We start from the raw sequence: 15985 nt of genomic DNA, 5'->3' as shown, positions 1-15985 counted from the left end.
TTTTTGTAGAATGAACCTGATTGAAGTTTCTACCCCTGCATTAGCCAAAGATTTTATTTTGGCTAATGTTCTTATTAATAAAAACGACCCTGGCTATATCCGTCCTTTAGATAAAGACATCAACGATGTTTTTAATAAAGAAAAAAATAAAACCTTCCGCTCCGGCGAAGCCATTCGCTGGGTATTAAAAGATGACAATGGCAACCTGGTTGGCCGTATTGCCGCTTTTGTAAACAAAAAATATAAAACAAAGGGTGACGACGGGCCCGTTGGAGGTATGGGTTTTTTTGATTGCATCGACAACCAGGAGGCTGCGAACCTTTTATTCGACACTGCAAAAAAATGGCTGGAAGAGAGAGGCATGACGGCTATGGATGGCCCTATTAACTTTGGAGAACGTGATACCTGGTGGGGCTTGCTGGTAAAAGGCTTTGAGCCACCTTTATACCGCATGAACTATAATCCGCCTTATTATAAAGAGCTATTGGAACATTATGGTTTTCAACCGTTCTTTAACCAGGTATGTTTTGGGCTGAATGTAGGACATCGGATACAGGAAAAATTTTATGAACGTCACGCAGCCTTATCAAAAGATCCGCACTATTCTTCGGACAATATTAAAACCAGTAACCTTGCTAAATATGTAAAAGACTTTACCATCGTCTATAATAAGGCCTGGGCCGGTCATGGAGGCTTAAAACAACTGGACGAAAGAACAGCAATGAAGATGTTCCAATCTATGAAAGCGGTAATGGATGAGCGAATCAGCTGGATTATATATTATAAAAATGAGCCCATTGGTGCCTGGATCAATCTTCCTGACCTCAATCAATGGTTCAAACTCCTTAACGGGAAATTGGGCCTTTGGAATAAGCTTAAATTTCTGTGGTATAAAAGAACCCAACCCTGCAATAAGTTTGTGGGCCTGGTATTTGGTATTGTTCCCGAGTTCCAGGGTAAAGGAGCAGACGCCTATATGATCATTGAAGGCTGCAAATTAATTCAAAATCTGAAAATCAAAAACGGTCAATATATTATTGGCCGCCCCATTTATGAAAAATATGAGATGCAGTGGATCGGGGAGTTTAATCCCAAAATGATTAATGTTGCCGAGTCTTTAGGTACCCACCGCAGCCGCGTTTTAACAACTTATCGTTACAATTTTGACCGGGAAAAGGCATTTAAGCCACATCCTATTTTAGTTTAACAACCATTCAAAAATAAATCACCCGCCATTTCTGGAGGGTGATTTCATATAATATATATAATAAATCAATTACCGGGTACAATCAGCGGTCCATGTTTTACCGTCTTTAATATATAATATTTTTAATGTATTGGCATCTATCCTGATATAATTAATGCCCTCTTGACCGCCTATGTTTATAAGCACATTATCGCCTTTCTTTTCAAATTCAATACCATTAAGGTTAGGGATACCATTTGAAAAAGCAAAATTATATTTCACTCCTGAGGCAATTTTTGTTACGGTTACGCTTCCTGATGTGCTGGCTACGTCACCGCCATCGCTTCCGCCATCGTAAGAGATACTGCCCTTGTAAGTACCCGCAAAAAAATCATTATCTGCAGGATCATCATCTTTACTACATGAAATAAAAACTGAAGTTACCAGCAATACAACACCTAAAAATTTCAAAACTGATTTCATAAAGGAATGGTTTTTTGATTAAAAATAATTTCATGGTAATGAAACAAACCCCGTACCAACCTGGTGATATAATTGTTAAAACAGCTTGCGACTAATCTAAAAAACTATACCTTAGCATGTTGCGTTTTAAGAATTTTCGTCGTCTTTCTTTCAGGGGGTTTGTTTGTTATGAAATAAATCAGGTAATCCTGTTTCTTATAAAATCGAAAAACGAACGAATGAAATATATTTATATACTGGCATTTATAATGCTTTTAAGCTGCCAAAAGAATAAACCCGTCAATATACCTGATATTGAAGGTAAAATGAAGGTTATAAAAAACTGTGCCGGGTATTATTTGTTGCACAACACAACCAATTATAAAGTTTGCAACCGGGAATTGCTTAACAATTATAATGACGGGGATATTATTACGGTATCCTTAAGAAAGACAAAAGACTGTAGCTACTACCCTTATACTGAATGCGCCATGGCTTTTGGATACAGCAGCTGGGTTGAGATACTTTCCGTAAAATAAGATACCAATTTTCCACATCCTGTTTGAAGGCAACAAATCCTTCGCCATTTATGTTACATTTGTCGCAAGGAGTAACAAATGGATAAGTTTATTGTATCAGCACGAAAATACAGGCCCCAGAACTTCGATACTGTTGTTGGGCAGCAGCATATTACCACCACCTTAAAAAATGCCATCAGGCAAAACCAGCTGGCCCATGCTTTTTTGTTCTGTGGTCCGCGCGGAGTGGGCAAAACCACCTGTGCGCGCATTTTGGCTAAAACCATTAACTGCGAAAACCCTACTGCTGATGGTGAGGCCTGTAATGAATGTACTTCCTGTGTTTCCTTTAACCACGGCAGCTCATTAAATATACACGAGCTGGATGCCGCCAGTAACAACTCAGTAGATGATATCCGTACATTGGTAGACCAGGTTCGTTTTGCACCCCAGGCCGGGAAATATAAAGTATATATCATAGATGAGGTGCACATGCTTAGCTCCGCTGCATTCAATGCCTTTTTAAAAACGCTGGAAGAACCGCCTCCTTACGCTATCTTTATTTTAGCAACCACTGAAAAGCACAAAATACTTCCCACCATTTTAAGCCGTTGCCAGATATTCGATTTTAAGCGTATCACCACCAATGATACCGTAGAGCACCTGGAACATATTTGTGCGAAAGAAAGGGTTAAAGCGGACAAGGCATCGCTGCAGTTAATTGCGCAAAAAAGCGAAGGCTGCATGCGCGATGCGCTGAGCATTATGGATAAGATCGTGAGCTTTAGCAATGGTGAGATAAGTTATAATAATACTTTAGAGCACCTGAACATACTGGATGAAGATTATTATTTCAGGCTGATGGATTTTATGCAGCAACAGGATCTCGCAGGCGCCCTGTTGTTGTACGAAGATATCAACCGGAAAGGATTCGAAGGAGATCTGGTGCTGAACGGCTTTGCCTCATTCATCAGGAACCTGCTGGTAAGTAAAGATGAGAAAGTAGTGGCCTTGTTAGATACTGTTGAGAGCTTTAAAGAAAAATATATCACCGCTGCAAGGCAGGCAAATGCACTGTTGTTAGTAAGCGCGCTGAATATATTAAACGAATCGGAGATCAATTATCGTTCGGCACGCAATAAAAGGCTGCATGTAGAGCTTACGCTCATAAAACTTTGCTACCTGCAGCAGGCCATGCAGCTTTCACTGGAACCTCATTCAGTAGTAAAAAAAAAACTAACTGAGTCAAGGAGTGCTGCGCTGGCCTTTAAACAGTTACAGCCGGTTGCGCTCAAAACGGTTACTTCCAGAAAGGAACAGAAAGTACAATCATTGCCACAAGAGGAGGCAAAGCTTATAATTGCTGAAGAGCCGGATCCGGTAATAGCTGTGCCCCCTGCACGCCCGGCAGCTGACACGGCCGCTATACAAAGTACGCCACCTAAAAAGATCAGCAGCCTCGAAAAACTACGAAAGCAATTTAAAGAAACAGCCCCTGCAAAAGAAGATAAGCCACTTGAAGAAGCAGGCCTCCTCAACGCCTGGCAAAAATTTACCGGCGTGCTTAAGGAAAATAAAAACCCCGCTGCTCAAAGTTTTGCACTCGCCACCATAAAGATCGTAGATTCCAACTCATTTTATGTTTATACCTCTAACCCGATTGAGAACCGGTTTGTTGAAATCACTAAAAATGAAGCTGCAGCGTTTTTAAAAGAAGAGCTGCAGAATGCACAATTACAGATTTTTAACATCATTAATCCGAACCGCCAGGTGCAGGAAGAAATAGTGGAAAGGCCTCTCACTGCCGTAGATCAGTATCAAAAAATGATCTCCAAATACCCATTGGTACAGCAATTCAAGGAAAAGCTAAAACTGGAACTGGGGAGGTAAAAAAGGGAGCATAGCTGGCGGATAGCCGTTGACATACGATTCGGTTTGACAATATCTTTCTTGTGTAAAAGAACAGGCTACCATTAGGGTACAGTAGGTAACAAAGCCTGCCCACTTTCAAAACTTTCAGCCTTTCGGCTTTTAAACTTATCAACTTTACTCATAATTTACTAATTTCGGGCGAAATACTTTAGATACATGGCTGAAAAAATTTTAATGCCCCGTTTGAGCGACACTATGACTGAAGGGGTGATTGCTGAATGGCATAAAAAAGTGGGTGATAGCGTAAAAAAGGGCGATCTGCTGGCGGAAATTGAAACGGATAAGGCCACTATGGAGCTGGAAAGCTATAAAGATGGCACCGTTCTATACCTGGGCGCAGAAAAAGGTGGGAAATTGCAGGTAGATGACCTGATGGTAATTGTGGGAGACGCGGGAGAAGATATTTCCGGGTTGGTTAATGGAACATCCGGTAGCAGCGCTGCTCCGAAAGAAGAAAAAAAGGCAGAAACACCTGCACCTGCCGGAACAGCCGAAGAAAAACCGGCAGAAACTTCTTCTACATCTTCTTCCCTGGATGTTTCTAAAATCGAAGAAGTGGTGCTGATGCCCCGCCTCAGCGATACTATGACAGAAGGGGTGATTGCAGGCTGGGCAAAAAATGTAGGCGATGATGTAAAAAAAGGCGATCTGCTGGCTGAAATTGAGACAGACAAAGCCACTATGGAGCTGGAAAGCTACAAAAACGGCAAATTATTATATCAGGGCGCCAAAGCCGGCGAAAAAATACAGGTAAACGACCTGCTTTGTATTATTGGTGAAGAGGGAAAAGTTAATGTGGATGAAATTGTAGCAGCAGTGAAAGGCGGCGGTGCAGCGCCTGCTCAGGCACCGGCCTCTAAAGGGGAGCCCGATTCATCGCCTGCAACAGCAGAAAATAATGCTGCTGCCGCAGAAGCAGCGGCAGCGCCCTCAGGGGATGCAAGCGATGGCGGACGAATTAAGGCTTCTCCCCTTGCTAAAAAGTTAGCTGCCGAAAAAGGCATTGATCTTAGCGCAATCCGGGGATCCGGAGATAATGGAAGAATTGTAAAATCTGACATAGACCATTACAAACCGGAGGCAGCTCAACCTGCTGCTAAAGAAAGCACAACTCCTGTAGCAGCTGTACCTGCACCCGCCGGGCAGGTTTCTTTTGAAGAGATCCCGGTTTCGCAAATGCGTAAAACCATTGCAAGGCGCCTTTCAGAAGTAAAATTCTCTGCTCCTGAAATTTACCTGACCATGGAGATCAACATGGATAAGGCCGTTGCCAGCCGGGCACAGATCAACGAGGTTTCTCCGGCTAAAATATCGTTCAACGATTTAGTGATCAAAGCCTGTGCACTTGCATTAAAACAACATCCCGCCATTAACAGCAGCTGGCTGGGTGATACCATCCGTATTAACCATCATGTTGACATTGGTGTAGCAGTAGCAGTAGACCAGGGCCTGCTGGTTCCTGTGGTACGTTTTGCCGATACTAAATCATTATCTCAAATAGCTGTTGAGGTAAAAGATCTTGCCGGGCGAGCCAAAGCTAAAAAGCTGGCCCCTGCCGAGTGGGAAGGAAATACTTTTACCATCTCTAACCTGGGGATGTTTGGCATTGAAGCGTTTACCGCTATCATCAACCCGCCCGCATCCTGCATACTGGCAGTGGGTGCCATTAACCAGGTCCCTGTGGTAAGGGATGGAGGAATCTCTATTGGCAACCTTATGAAGGTAACCCTTACCTGCGACCACCGCGTAGCTGATGGAGCCGTTGGCGCCGCCTTCCTTCAAACACTGAAAAGCCTGCTGGAAGAACCTTTGAGAATGTTGGTATAATTATATAACAAATTACATTTTTTAAAGCCACATTCTTTTACTGATTGTGGCTTTTTTGTTCCATACTGTTTTATTTTCACTTTTTTAAGGGATACCTATGCAAACAATAAAAATCAGCAAAGCACAAGGCGAACTCGTTTATGAGCTGTTTAACAAATACAGGATATTTTATAAACAGCCTTCAGATATTGAAGCAGCAAAAAAATTTATACAGGAAAGATTAAATAATAATGAATCTGTGATTTTTGTTGTACTTACAGATGAAGGAATACCTGCCGGGTTTACGCAGTTATACCCCAAAGTATTCATCCATGAGGGTAAGTAAGAACTGGATATTGAACGATTTATATGTAGATAAGCATTACAGGCAACTGGGCATTGGGGGGCAACTGATTAAAACAGCAATGAATTTTGCAAAACAAAACGGGGCCGGCTTTGTTGAATTATCAACTGCAGTAGATAACCATACTGCTCAGCGCCTGTATGAGCAGATCGGTTTTATAAAGCAGGCGCCCGAAACAGATTTTTTTACCTACCGGATCACTGTAAAATAATATTGAATTAAGAAATCGCCAAGGCGTAAATCGTTAACTTAGGGAAATGAACAAAAAAACATTAATACTCGGCGCTTCAGAAAATCCCAATCGCTACAGCAACATGGCTTTAAAAAGGCTGCGCTCGCATGGCCATGATGTGGTTGCCATTGGCCGCAGGGAAGGGAAAGTAGGCGATGTTCTTATCCAAAAGCAAAAGCCGCAGGATGAAGGTATTGATACCGTAACCATGTATATGAGCGAGCAGAACCAAAAGGAATATGAAGACTATATTTTATCCTTAAAGCCAAAACGCATCATCTTCAATCCCGGTGCGGAAAATAACGCGCTTGCAAAAAAGGCCCAGGAGAAAGGCATCGAACCTATCGAATCCTGTACACTGGTAATGCTAAGCACAGGGCAATATTGAATAGCTTTCGGTTTTCCTGTTTTCAAAAATTTTATATAATTCCTCCTCCCAGAATCAACCTGAATAAACCGAAGAAGATCGCAACAATGCAGATGATGATTCCACCTTTTGATTTTCCTATGATTGATAAGAATAATCCTAAAATGGCAAGAGGAATATTAATCCAGTTAAGCCAGCCTAATAACGGTATCAGACCTAATAGCATTCCGATTAAGGCAAGAATCCCAAAGAGCCTACCGATTGTTTTCATATTTCCATTTTTTAAAATGCACCGACTCTCAAAGTTTCCGGCTACCCTTTATTTGAAGCAAAAAATTAAATTCCGGGTAAGTCAATCCATATCGCATTATACGCTTTTTTAAGCATTAACAAAATTGCAGATCTTTGGCAACCTTTAATTTTGTGTGGTGGCCTGGCGAGGCTGGCCAATGCTGCATCGTGTTTCTTTCTTAAATATACATAAAATTTTCCATTCGCAAATGATACAAGAACGTATGCAGGCCCAGCTTAAAATGTTTTTCCGTGGGTTGATTTAATAATATGCCTGGTAAGCCAGGGCATTCTTTTCATAAAACATATAAAACAATTGGTCTGCCATTCTTTTCCGAAATTGTTTTGCACCAGCCTGCCTGTTTGTAACCGGCCTGCAAACTGTTTCCGCCAGCTATGCCGGTATAAATGCAACATTTTTTCCAAAGATATTTTTTGCTGCAGGTAAGCAGTTGCCAGGCCGGTAAAAATTTTCCCGCTATGCATTGCCATGCTCATGCCATTACCGCAAAGTGGTGTGATCATACCACAGGCATCACCGGCAAGCGGAATATGATTGTAAACAATTTCTTTATTGGCAAAAGATACCTGGGATATAGATACCGGCTGGTTGAAAAGGAACTCGCTGTTCTCAAAAAGCTGTTGCAGGTACGCATTTTTATACAAAACGCTTTTTTCCATTTCTCTAATTCCACCGCTTGCCTGTAAATTAGCCGCTGTTGTTAAATAACAGAGGCAATATTTATCTTCTTCAATCTTTGATATACCGCAATACCCGTTCCTGAAATTATGTAATGCAATAGTATCTGCCGGAAACACGGTTTTAATGTGGTACTTTACACCAATATAATTATTGAGCTTATTGGGTCTTTGCATTACAAACCTGCGTTTCCATTTTACATCCAGTTGACTGCGCTTTCCAAAGCTCCCTAAGGCAAGCCTTGCCGTATAGGCCTTGTTCCCGGTAATGGCCTTGTAATACCCATCAATAAATATGATATCATCAATCCGTGTATTTTCAAAAACAGTAACGCCCTGGCTTTTTGCTTCTTCATACAGTAAATGATCCAGCTTAAAGCGGCTGATACCAAACCCTCCCAGGTCCAGGTCTGCTTTTAATATATTTCCATTAGGTGCGCTTACCTGTAGTTTCTTTATAACAGGCAGATCAAGAGACTGCAGATCAATGCCACAATCCGACAGGTAATTCCAGCTTTCGAGGCTTATGTATTCGCCGCAAACCCGGTGAAAAGGATATGGGTTCTTTTCAAATAGCACCACAGAATAGCCCTTTTTTCTAAGCTGTATCGCGGTAGTCAGGCCGGCCAACCCTCCTCCAACAATTATAATATCGTAATCAGTTATCACTTTTTACAAACAATTAAATGCCTGAAAGCCCATTGCCAGCTTATATTTGCCGCAATACCGGATTTATTAAGAAGTTGCACCCATTCATCCTTTTTAAAACCTCTCAGCACTGAAAGCGGTGCATCATTTTTTACAAGATAAGATTTTGAAAAAACGCCGGTCAGCCATTTGATGCTGTAATAAGCCAATGGATGGCGATGCAGATCATTAATAAAAAAACCTGCACGGGCATTGGTAAACATCCATTGCAGCATCTCGATCACTGCTTCCTCTGTAAAATGGTGGCAAAATAAAGCGTTGAAAATAATATCAGGCGCTTCTTTAAATACAACTCTTTTATAATCGCTGCAAATAAAATCGATACCGTGTTTTGCATAGGTGTTACCTGCATACTCAATACAGTTCGGGTTGATATCAATACCTGTAAGCTTTACAGGAACATGATGCTTCCTGCACCAGTTATAAATAACTACCAGGTTATCACCGCCGCCACATCCGATCTCGCAAACACTGACCTGTTTTGACGTTCCGAGCAATTGCCTGAAACCTTTTAAAGTAATCGCATGCCCTCCCAATAACGTGTTGACCGTGTTCAGCTCTTGCATATTTTGCCTGATATCCTCAAAAGGGATGGTAGGGTCATCCAGCAATTCTTTTTCGTAGCTCCTTTTAGAAAAATCAGGCATGCGATATATAAAAAGTTTCCATCGTAAGTCCCGGCCCGAAAGCCATGCCTACAATGTTTTTTAAAGAAGCATCATTTTTTGCCTCCTGTATTATTTTTTCCAGTACAAATAAAACAGTCGGGCTGCTCATATTGCCATACTCACGCAGCACTTCATAGCTCTCATCCATTGCATCTTTTGAAACAGGAACGCCGCGTTCAATGGCTTCCAGTATTTTCTTTCCACCCGGGTGCACGCACCATGCATGGACATCAGCCTGCTCCAGTTTATAATGCTGCAAGGCATTGTAAACAATATCATGGCTCTTTTTCTCCAGTATATCCGGTACATTGCTGGTCAGGGTCATTAAAAAGCCATCAGCCGATATTTTCCAGGCCATATCATTCATTCCATCAAAATTGATCTCGCTGTAAAAATCATTGATATGCCAGCCATCCCTTACACTATCGTCGTTTTCCACCAGAACCGCTGCAGCGCCGTCTCCGAAAATAATAGTGCTGGTAATATTATCCATGGTTTTCTCTTTCTGAAAATGCAGGGTGCATAGTTCTACACAAACCACCAGCACTTTTGCCTGGGGATCTGTTGCTGCGATATAATGTGCCTGTTTTAAACCGTGAATAGCCGCATAGCAACCCATAAAATTTACTGAAGTCCGATAGATATTGGTTCTCAAGCCCAATGATCTTATGATGGCCAGGTCTAACCCCGGCGCCTGCATACCTGTACAGCTTACAGTAATAAGATGCGTTATATCAGCCGGGGTAACATCACCCGGCAGGCATCTTTTGATCACTTCAACCGATAATTCAAGGGCAGCTTTATCATAGATCTTCAGCCGTTCTTCCAGCTTTTTGGTTTCATAAATATCATTAGTTTTAGCTAAAAGCTCGCAGCTTCCGTTTTCAATATTAAAATCAGGAACAGCCGCATACCGGGTATCAATACCACTTGACCGGTACATGAATTTTAATACCCGTTCTTCCTCTTTCGTACCTGCATGTATATTTTTTATCACATCAAATATCTGCATCTGCCCCTGTTTATAAGGCGGCACAGCTGTTGCTATCGAAGTTATTTTGCTCATATTACTAATATCCTGAATAAGTGATGAGCAAGAAATTATTAAAAGTCATAATGATCTTCAAGCCTCAAACACTATATGTTTTTAATCAATAAAATTCCAATAAAGGCAGCATTGCTACAGGCAGATGCCACATAATTCATTTTCATCAGGTTTTTAAAATTCGCTTCCCCCATATTCTTGTCTACCTTTAAAAACCAGGCAGTAAAATAAATGCCAACCGGCAACATTGCGGTAGCATACAGGGCTAAAGCAAGCAACTGCCTGCTATTTACAAAATAAACAGTTAGCAATAATAATGCTACAAACAATACAACAGCACAAAAAACAAAAGTGCCTTTTATACCCAGCACGTAACTAAGCGTGGTTACCCCGTCGTCTCTATCCTGTTTGTGCTGGTACACCTGTGTAAGCGGGTAAGTGCCTCCAATTAGTAACGATGTAATAACTGCGGGAAATATTATATCCGGAATGATAGCCCCTGCATCGGTGCTAATACTTACAATATAATAGATCAATGCGCCCTGGCACACAATTACTGTTAAATAGCCCGCTATGGGATACTTTTTTAACCGTATACCCCGGTAGCTGTACAGTCTTGATGCAATAATGTACAAAAGTACAGCAAACGCGACTTTGGGACCGATACAAAAAGAAAGCGCCACGGCAATAACATCCATCCCTAAACTTACGTAATACAGTTCTTTATCAACGGGTAAAGGGTTTTCAATACCGCCGATACTGCTCTTGTCCCTGTCCATATACGAATTATAGCCGTTACTGGACGGATACACTAACAGGTGCAGTACAATGAAGATCAACAGGGCGTTTGCCACATTCATATTGGCGGCCTGGCTTAAAGCAAACCAATATACCGGCATTAAAAATAGCGAAAAGCCAAAGCGCAAATGTTGTATGGTAGACGGGGAGACCAATATATTAATGAAGTTATTCAAACTAAGTTATAAAGAAGCCCGGTTTATCATTTTTTTGCCCGGGTAAACAAAACTGGTAAATTGTTTGTTGAAATTTGCTGGGAGCAGGCAAACAGCTGTAAAAATTCGTCTGAAATCAACTATTCCAGGCAGCTTTTCTTTAACAAAAGCAATAAGCAATGTTCGTATATTTTGTATACTTTTATGAGGATTAAATTTTCATTCAAACAGGATTTTATGCTAAAACAATCTTTTATTACTTTGTTCATTTCCCTGTTGTTTGTATCGCTGAAAGCGCAAACCCTGAAACCTTCCGATGCGGACAGTAAGATATCTTTTGTTATCAAAAATATGGGGATGAATGTAGATGGAACTTTAAAGGGACTGGCCGGCAAAATGATATTCGACCCTCAAAACCTGAAAGCAAGCGTATTTGATGTTACGGTTGATATAAACACGATCAATACTGACAACAAAAAACGGGATGCACATTTAAAAAATGATGATTTTTTTGATGCTCCTCAATATCCTGTCATTGGCATTAAAACCACCAGCATACAGTCCAAGGGCAACAATATTTATTTTGCAAAAGCTGTATTAACCATGCACGGCGTTTCTAAAAATATCCAGTTTGATTTTGTTGCAAAGCCAATAGCAGCCGGGTACCAGTTTAGGGGTGATTTTACCGTTAACCGGAAAGACTACGGCATAGGCGGTAACAGCATGACCATGGGAGATGAGGTAAAAGTAAGCCTGGAAGTAGTGGGAAAAAAATAAGCGGTAGCGGAATGAGCTTTTCGAACAGAACAGGTTGCATCTAATTCCTGTATAAAAGCGGGTAGTTTGTAACTACCTATACGGAAAGAAAAAAATAAATTTAAAATAGCCACTACTCTTTTTCCAGCCTGCTTAGCCTTGGCAATATGATTAACATACCAGTATTCCCTGTTTTGAGATAAGTCTGGATGGCGTGTTCAGACTGGATTAAAATATGCCGTTTATGCCAGATGTCGTATATTTCACAGAGCAGGACTGCGACGCAATATGGATCCCCTATATGCTACTGCCTGTTCTATAAAAAGCGTCGAAATCATTATTCATTTTTAACCACTAATTATTACCTTCAACCTATGTTAGTGAAGATAAATGGCAGCGCCGTATATGGCGTTGAGGCTGTGCCCATTACCATTGAAGTGAACTGGATGACGAGCGGTAAAGATCCTTCGATTGTTGGCCTCCCTGATAACGCCGTAAAAGAAAGCCTGCAACGCGTAGAAAGCACCATTAAAACCAATGGTTACGATATGCCACGCACCAAAGTGGTAGTAAACCTGGCCCCTGCTGATATTAAAAAAAGCGGTACTGCTTTCGATCTCCCTATTGCTATAGGTATTTTAGCTGCATCGGAACAAATTGAAAATGTGAATGCGCTGAATAATTATGTTATTATGGGAGAGCTAAGTCTTGATGGAGCAATACGCCCTATTAAAGGATCCCTGCCGATAGCCATACAGGCACGTAAACAGGAATTCAAAGGGTTGATCGTCCCCAAAGCTAATGCACGGGAAGCCGGCATGGTAAACAACCTGAACGTTTATGGTGTAGACAATATCAGGCAGGTAATCAGCTTTATTGAAAATAACGAGTCTGGCCTGGAACCTGTTATTGTAAACACGCGGGAGGAATTTTTTCATTCCCAATACGATTTTGAAATTGATTTTGCTGATGTAAAAGGACAGGAAAATATAAAGCGGGCACTGGAAATTGCGGCGGCAGGCGGACATAATGCCGTATTGATCGGCCCGCCGGGAGCCGGGAAAACCATGCTGGCAAAACGTTTGCCTACCATTCTTCCTCCGCTTACTTTACAGGAAGCGCTGGAAACCACCAAGATCCATTCCGTTGCAGGCAAGCTGCCGGAAAATGCTACATTGATCTCAAAACGCCCTTTCCGATCGCCACACCACACTATTTCTGATGTAGCATTAGTGGGCGGCGGCGGTAATCCGCAACCCGGTGAAATTTCTTTGGCGCATAATGGCGTTTTATTTTTAGATGAGCTGCCGGAATTTAAACGCACGGTACTGGAAGTAATGCGTCAGCCGATGGAGGAAAGGCGGGTTACTATTTCGAGAGCCAAGGTAGCGCTGGACTTCCCCGCCAGCTTTATGTTGATCGCTTCTATGAACCCCTGAAATTGTGTTGCCCATTTGTGGGGCTTAAAGAGGATGGGGGCATTAAATATTTTAGATTAATGACAACATCCTCTTTATCAATAACAATGGAATCAAGAACAGATTCTACAATATCCCGTTTTTCATCACGGGTTTTAGTTTCCCATTTGTTATACAAATTTTCTGCTTCAGAAAACAAATACTTACTGCTTTCTTCATTTTGTCTTAGGGCAAGTAATTCACCCTCAATTTTAGGTATTTGATTTTGTATCTGGGTTAGTCTTTCAAATTGTGGCGTATAGTGGTGCTTAAAGCCCTTTGTTGGCATTTCTCTGTTTGAATGGAGGTCTATTAGCTTATCAAGTCTACTTTGTATTTTTTCAGCTTCCCTTTCCAAAACCTTAATCTGGTTTTCTTTTTCTATAATATACGTTTCTGTAGTTTTAATAAAATTATTGATATTGTCCTTAGAAGCTATATAGTCCGTTAGCTGCTGATGAAATATATACTCTATATCATCCTGTGGAATCTTGTTTTTGCATTTGGTACAAGAATATTTAGAAGTATTGGCATGGGTGTACATCTTCGTACCACATACACAGGTAAGATAGCCTGTAAACAAATGTGTCTTTCTATTTAAAGGCTGTTTCCTTTCACTTGATTGCTCTTTGATAATAGATTGTACTTTATCCCATTTTTCCTCATCAATTAAAGCGGGGACTTCTTGAAATACCCAATCATCCTTTTTCTTTAGTTTCCACTGCTTTTTATCTCCTGTACTTTCAGTATAGTTTGTTCTCCTTAGTCCTTTAGCTATCGGGTCTTCAAGTAGTCTTAAAACAGTAGTATCAGAAAATTCAGAACCATTACGTGTCCTATACCCTTTCTCATTAAGCATATTAGCAACTGTTTTTCTTCTTTTAAACTCTAAGAAAAGGTCATACATTAATCTCCTAACTGTTGCTTCTTCTTCGTTAATGATAAGTTTTTTATCCTGCCATTCATAACCATAGGGGGCAGCCCCGCCGAGTGGTTTACCTAACTTTGCACGGATAGGAATAGAAGCAGAAACCCTATCAGCTATTTCTTCTCTCTCCCATTGTGCCATAGCAGAAATTAAAGTATAGAAGAAGCGACCGGCGGGGCTGGATGTATCAATACTTTCTTGCAAAGAAATTAGGTCGGCGTTAAAGCTCCTAAATATATCTGAAATTTGGAGTAGTTCTCTGGTGTTCCTTGCCAGTCTGGCAATTTTTGAAAATATTAATCCTGTTATCTTTCCAGTTTCAATGTCTTTAAGCATTCTTACTGCTTCTGGATGGTGAAGTACAGCTTTACCGCTCACAGCTTCCAAATGGTAAACTTCTACAACGTCCCAATCTTTTGATTCGGCATAACTTCTTGCTCTCCTTTCGTGATGTTCGGGGCTTTCTCCTTTAGCTTGGTCTTCGGTGCTTACCCTTATCCATATTCCTACTTGCTTTTTCATGTATTACTGTTTTGGTAAACGAATATACGGAAAAGCAACGAAACTATGATGTGTTGATTAAATTATTATTCTTTTTTTATAAGTTATGGAATTATATATATATTTATATGGGAGATGAGAAATTTTAAGCCTTTAACTAAAACAAAACTGGATAAAATTAAACCTCACATCTTTAGTATAAGTTATATTATTTTCGCACCAAAATTGCAGAAATGCTAGATTTAGACCCTGTAAAAATTTGTTTGCAAAAGCTTTCGGAAAAAATTAATGCAGATATTGGAGTTTTTAACGCTGAGGTAAATTCAAGAACTGCTGATTTTTTCATAAAGAATTTGCGAAACAAGGAAAATAAAAAAGAAAATTTCGCGTTAATTCTAACGACACTCGGCGGAGACCCAGATGCAGGTTATAGAATTGTTAAATCTATTAAGAGGCATTACAAAAAGTTCATTTTATACGTCTTTGGATCATGCAAAAGTACTGGAACTTTAATGGCTTTGGGCGCAGATGAAATTGTAATGACAGAATTTGGCGAATTCGGTCCTTTAGACATACAACTTACAAAAGACGATGAGCTCATAAATACTTCAGGATTAAGTTATTTACAAAGTCTTTATTCATTAAATGAAAATTTGTTAGGGTTCTTTGAAGCACATTTTTTTCAATTAAAAAGAAATAGCGGTAATACGATCACGACAAAAACAGCAGCTCATATAGCTTGTGAATTATCTGCTGGACTGATAACACCAATTTCTGGTCAAATCGACCCAATTAAGTTAGGAGAAGTCCAAAGAGCTATAAAGATAGCTGAGGCATACGGAGAAAGATTAGCGCCAGATAATAGAAGACAGCGACAGTTGATCCAAAAACTTATCAGTGAGTATCCATCGCACTCATTCGTAATAGATATTGAAGAAGCAAAAGAAATATTTGGCAACTTAAGAGATGTAAATGATGAAGAAGTCGAATTGGAACATTTATTGTTTACGCATGTTAGGAGTGAGGCTTTAGGTTCGTCTTTTATACAAATATTTGATATAATAACAGAAGATCAAGAAGACGTACAAGAAAATATAAATTAAAATCAAGCA

General features: G+C 40.5%; 17 protein-coding genes. 10 read left to right on the top strand and 7 right to left on the bottom strand.

Going from position 1 to position 15985, the window contains the following annotated elements; translation table 11 throughout:
• Positions 1-10: 10 nt before the first annotated feature.
• Positions 11-1207: a hypothetical protein gene (locus ACYVBM_RS20005; RefSeq protein WP_460687473.1), complete on the top strand. Its 1197-nt coding sequence runs from the start codon at positions 11-13 to the stop codon at positions 1205-1207.
• 69 nt (positions 1208-1276) lie between these two features.
• On the opposite strand, the gene ACYVBM_RS20000 is transcribed toward ACYVBM_RS20005, so the two are convergent.
• The gene (locus ACYVBM_RS20000) at positions 1277-1669 is read right to left on the bottom strand and encodes a hypothetical protein (RefSeq protein ID WP_460687472.1); all 393 of its coding nucleotides are present in this window, start codon (positions 1667-1669) and stop codon (positions 1277-1279) included.
• Between the two features lie 218 nt (positions 1670-1887).
• On the opposite strand from ACYVBM_RS20000, the gene ACYVBM_RS19995 reads away from it, so the two are divergent.
• From ACYVBM_RS19995 to ACYVBM_RS19970, 6 genes are all read left to right on the top strand, one after another.
• Positions 1888-2187 carry a hypothetical protein gene (locus ACYVBM_RS19995; RefSeq protein ID WP_460687471.1) on the top strand — a complete coding sequence of 100 codons (300 nt, stop codon included), beginning with the start codon at positions 1888-1890 and terminating at the stop codon, positions 2185-2187.
• A gap of 78 nt (positions 2188-2265) precedes the next feature.
• A complete protein-coding gene (locus ACYVBM_RS19990; RefSeq protein WP_460687470.1) occupies positions 2266-4056 on the top strand; it encodes a DNA polymerase III subunit gamma/tau in 1791 nt (596 codons plus the stop codon).
• Between the two features lie 198 nt (positions 4057-4254).
• Positions 4255-5925: a pyruvate dehydrogenase complex dihydrolipoamide acetyltransferase gene (locus tag ACYVBM_RS19985; RefSeq protein ID WP_460687469.1), complete on the top strand. Its 1671-nt coding sequence runs from the start codon at positions 4255-4257 to the stop codon at positions 5923-5925.
• Between the two features lie 97 nt (positions 5926-6022).
• Positions 6023-6250, top strand: a complete 228-nt coding sequence (locus ACYVBM_RS19980; protein ID WP_460687468.1) for a hypothetical protein — start codon at positions 6023-6025, stop codon at positions 6248-6250.
• Positions 6237-6479 carry a GNAT family N-acetyltransferase gene (locus tag ACYVBM_RS19975; protein WP_460687467.1) on the top strand — a complete coding sequence of 81 codons (243 nt, stop codon included), beginning with the start codon at positions 6237-6239 and terminating at the stop codon, positions 6477-6479. Before ACYVBM_RS19980 ends, ACYVBM_RS19975 begins: the two co-directional genes overlap by 14 nt.
• 46 nt (positions 6480-6525) lie before the next feature.
• Positions 6526-6888 (top strand): CoA-binding protein, encoded by a 363-nt coding sequence (locus ACYVBM_RS19970; protein ID WP_460687466.1) that lies wholly within the window; start codon positions 6526-6528, stop codon positions 6886-6888.
• A 31-nt stretch (positions 6889-6919) separates the two neighbouring features.
• Here the strand turns inward: ACYVBM_RS19970 and ACYVBM_RS19965 are convergent, their stop codons facing one another.
• From ACYVBM_RS19965 to ACYVBM_RS19945, 5 genes are all read right to left on the bottom strand, one after another.
• Positions 6920-7138: a hypothetical protein gene (locus tag ACYVBM_RS19965; protein ID WP_460687465.1), complete on the bottom strand. Its 219-nt coding sequence runs from the start codon at positions 7136-7138 to the stop codon at positions 6920-6922.
• A gap of 257 nt (positions 7139-7395) precedes the next feature.
• Entirely contained in the window at positions 7396-8526 is a 1131-nt protein-coding gene (locus ACYVBM_RS19960) for an NAD(P)/FAD-dependent oxidoreductase (protein WP_460687464.1), read from the bottom strand.
• On the bottom strand, positions 8523-9212 hold the full coding sequence (locus tag ACYVBM_RS19955; protein ID WP_460687463.1) for a methyltransferase domain-containing protein: 690 nt from the start codon (positions 9210-9212) through the stop codon (positions 8523-8525). Before ACYVBM_RS19955 ends, ACYVBM_RS19960 begins: the two co-directional genes overlap by 4 nt.
• A complete protein-coding gene (locus tag ACYVBM_RS19950) occupies positions 9205-10299 on the bottom strand; it encodes a type III polyketide synthase (protein ID WP_460687462.1) in 1095 nt (364 codons plus the stop codon). Before ACYVBM_RS19950 ends, ACYVBM_RS19955 begins: the two co-directional genes overlap by 8 nt.
• Before the next feature lie 71 nt (positions 10300-10370).
• The gene (locus tag ACYVBM_RS19945) at positions 10371-11252 is read right to left on the bottom strand and encodes a UbiA family prenyltransferase (protein ID WP_460687461.1); all 882 of its coding nucleotides are present in this window, start codon (positions 11250-11252) and stop codon (positions 10371-10373) included.
• 216 nt (positions 11253-11468) lie between these two features.
• Between ACYVBM_RS19945 and ACYVBM_RS19940 the strand changes: the two genes are divergently transcribed.
• A complete protein-coding gene (locus ACYVBM_RS19940) occupies positions 11469-12008 on the top strand; it encodes a YceI family protein (RefSeq protein ID WP_460687460.1) in 540 nt (179 codons plus the stop codon).
• A 353-nt stretch (positions 12009-12361) separates the two neighbouring features.
• Positions 12362-13426, top strand: coding sequence for a YifB family Mg chelatase-like AAA ATPase (locus tag ACYVBM_RS19935; protein WP_460687459.1), 1065 nt, complete (start codon positions 12362-12364; stop codon positions 13424-13426).
• Here the strand turns inward: ACYVBM_RS19935 and ACYVBM_RS19930 are convergent.
• The gene (locus ACYVBM_RS19930) at positions 13413-14894 is read right to left on the bottom strand and encodes a recombinase family protein (RefSeq protein ID WP_460687458.1); all 1482 of its coding nucleotides are present in this window, start codon (positions 14892-14894) and stop codon (positions 13413-13415) included. The genes ACYVBM_RS19935 and ACYVBM_RS19930 overlap by 14 nt on opposite strands.
• A gap of 212 nt (positions 14895-15106) precedes the next feature.
• Between ACYVBM_RS19930 and ACYVBM_RS19925 the strand changes: the two genes are divergently transcribed.
• Positions 15107-15976 carry a Clp protease/crotonase-like domain-containing protein gene (locus ACYVBM_RS19925; RefSeq protein ID WP_460687457.1) on the top strand — a complete coding sequence of 290 codons (870 nt, stop codon included), beginning with the start codon at positions 15107-15109 and terminating at the stop codon, positions 15974-15976.
• The last annotated feature ends 9 nt before the right edge of the window (positions 15977-15985 follow it).

The organism is Niabella aquatica, assembly GCF_054779315.1.
The sequence above is the reverse complement of the archived record's forward strand: the minus strand, read 5'-3'. Positions and strand labels throughout refer to the sequence as shown.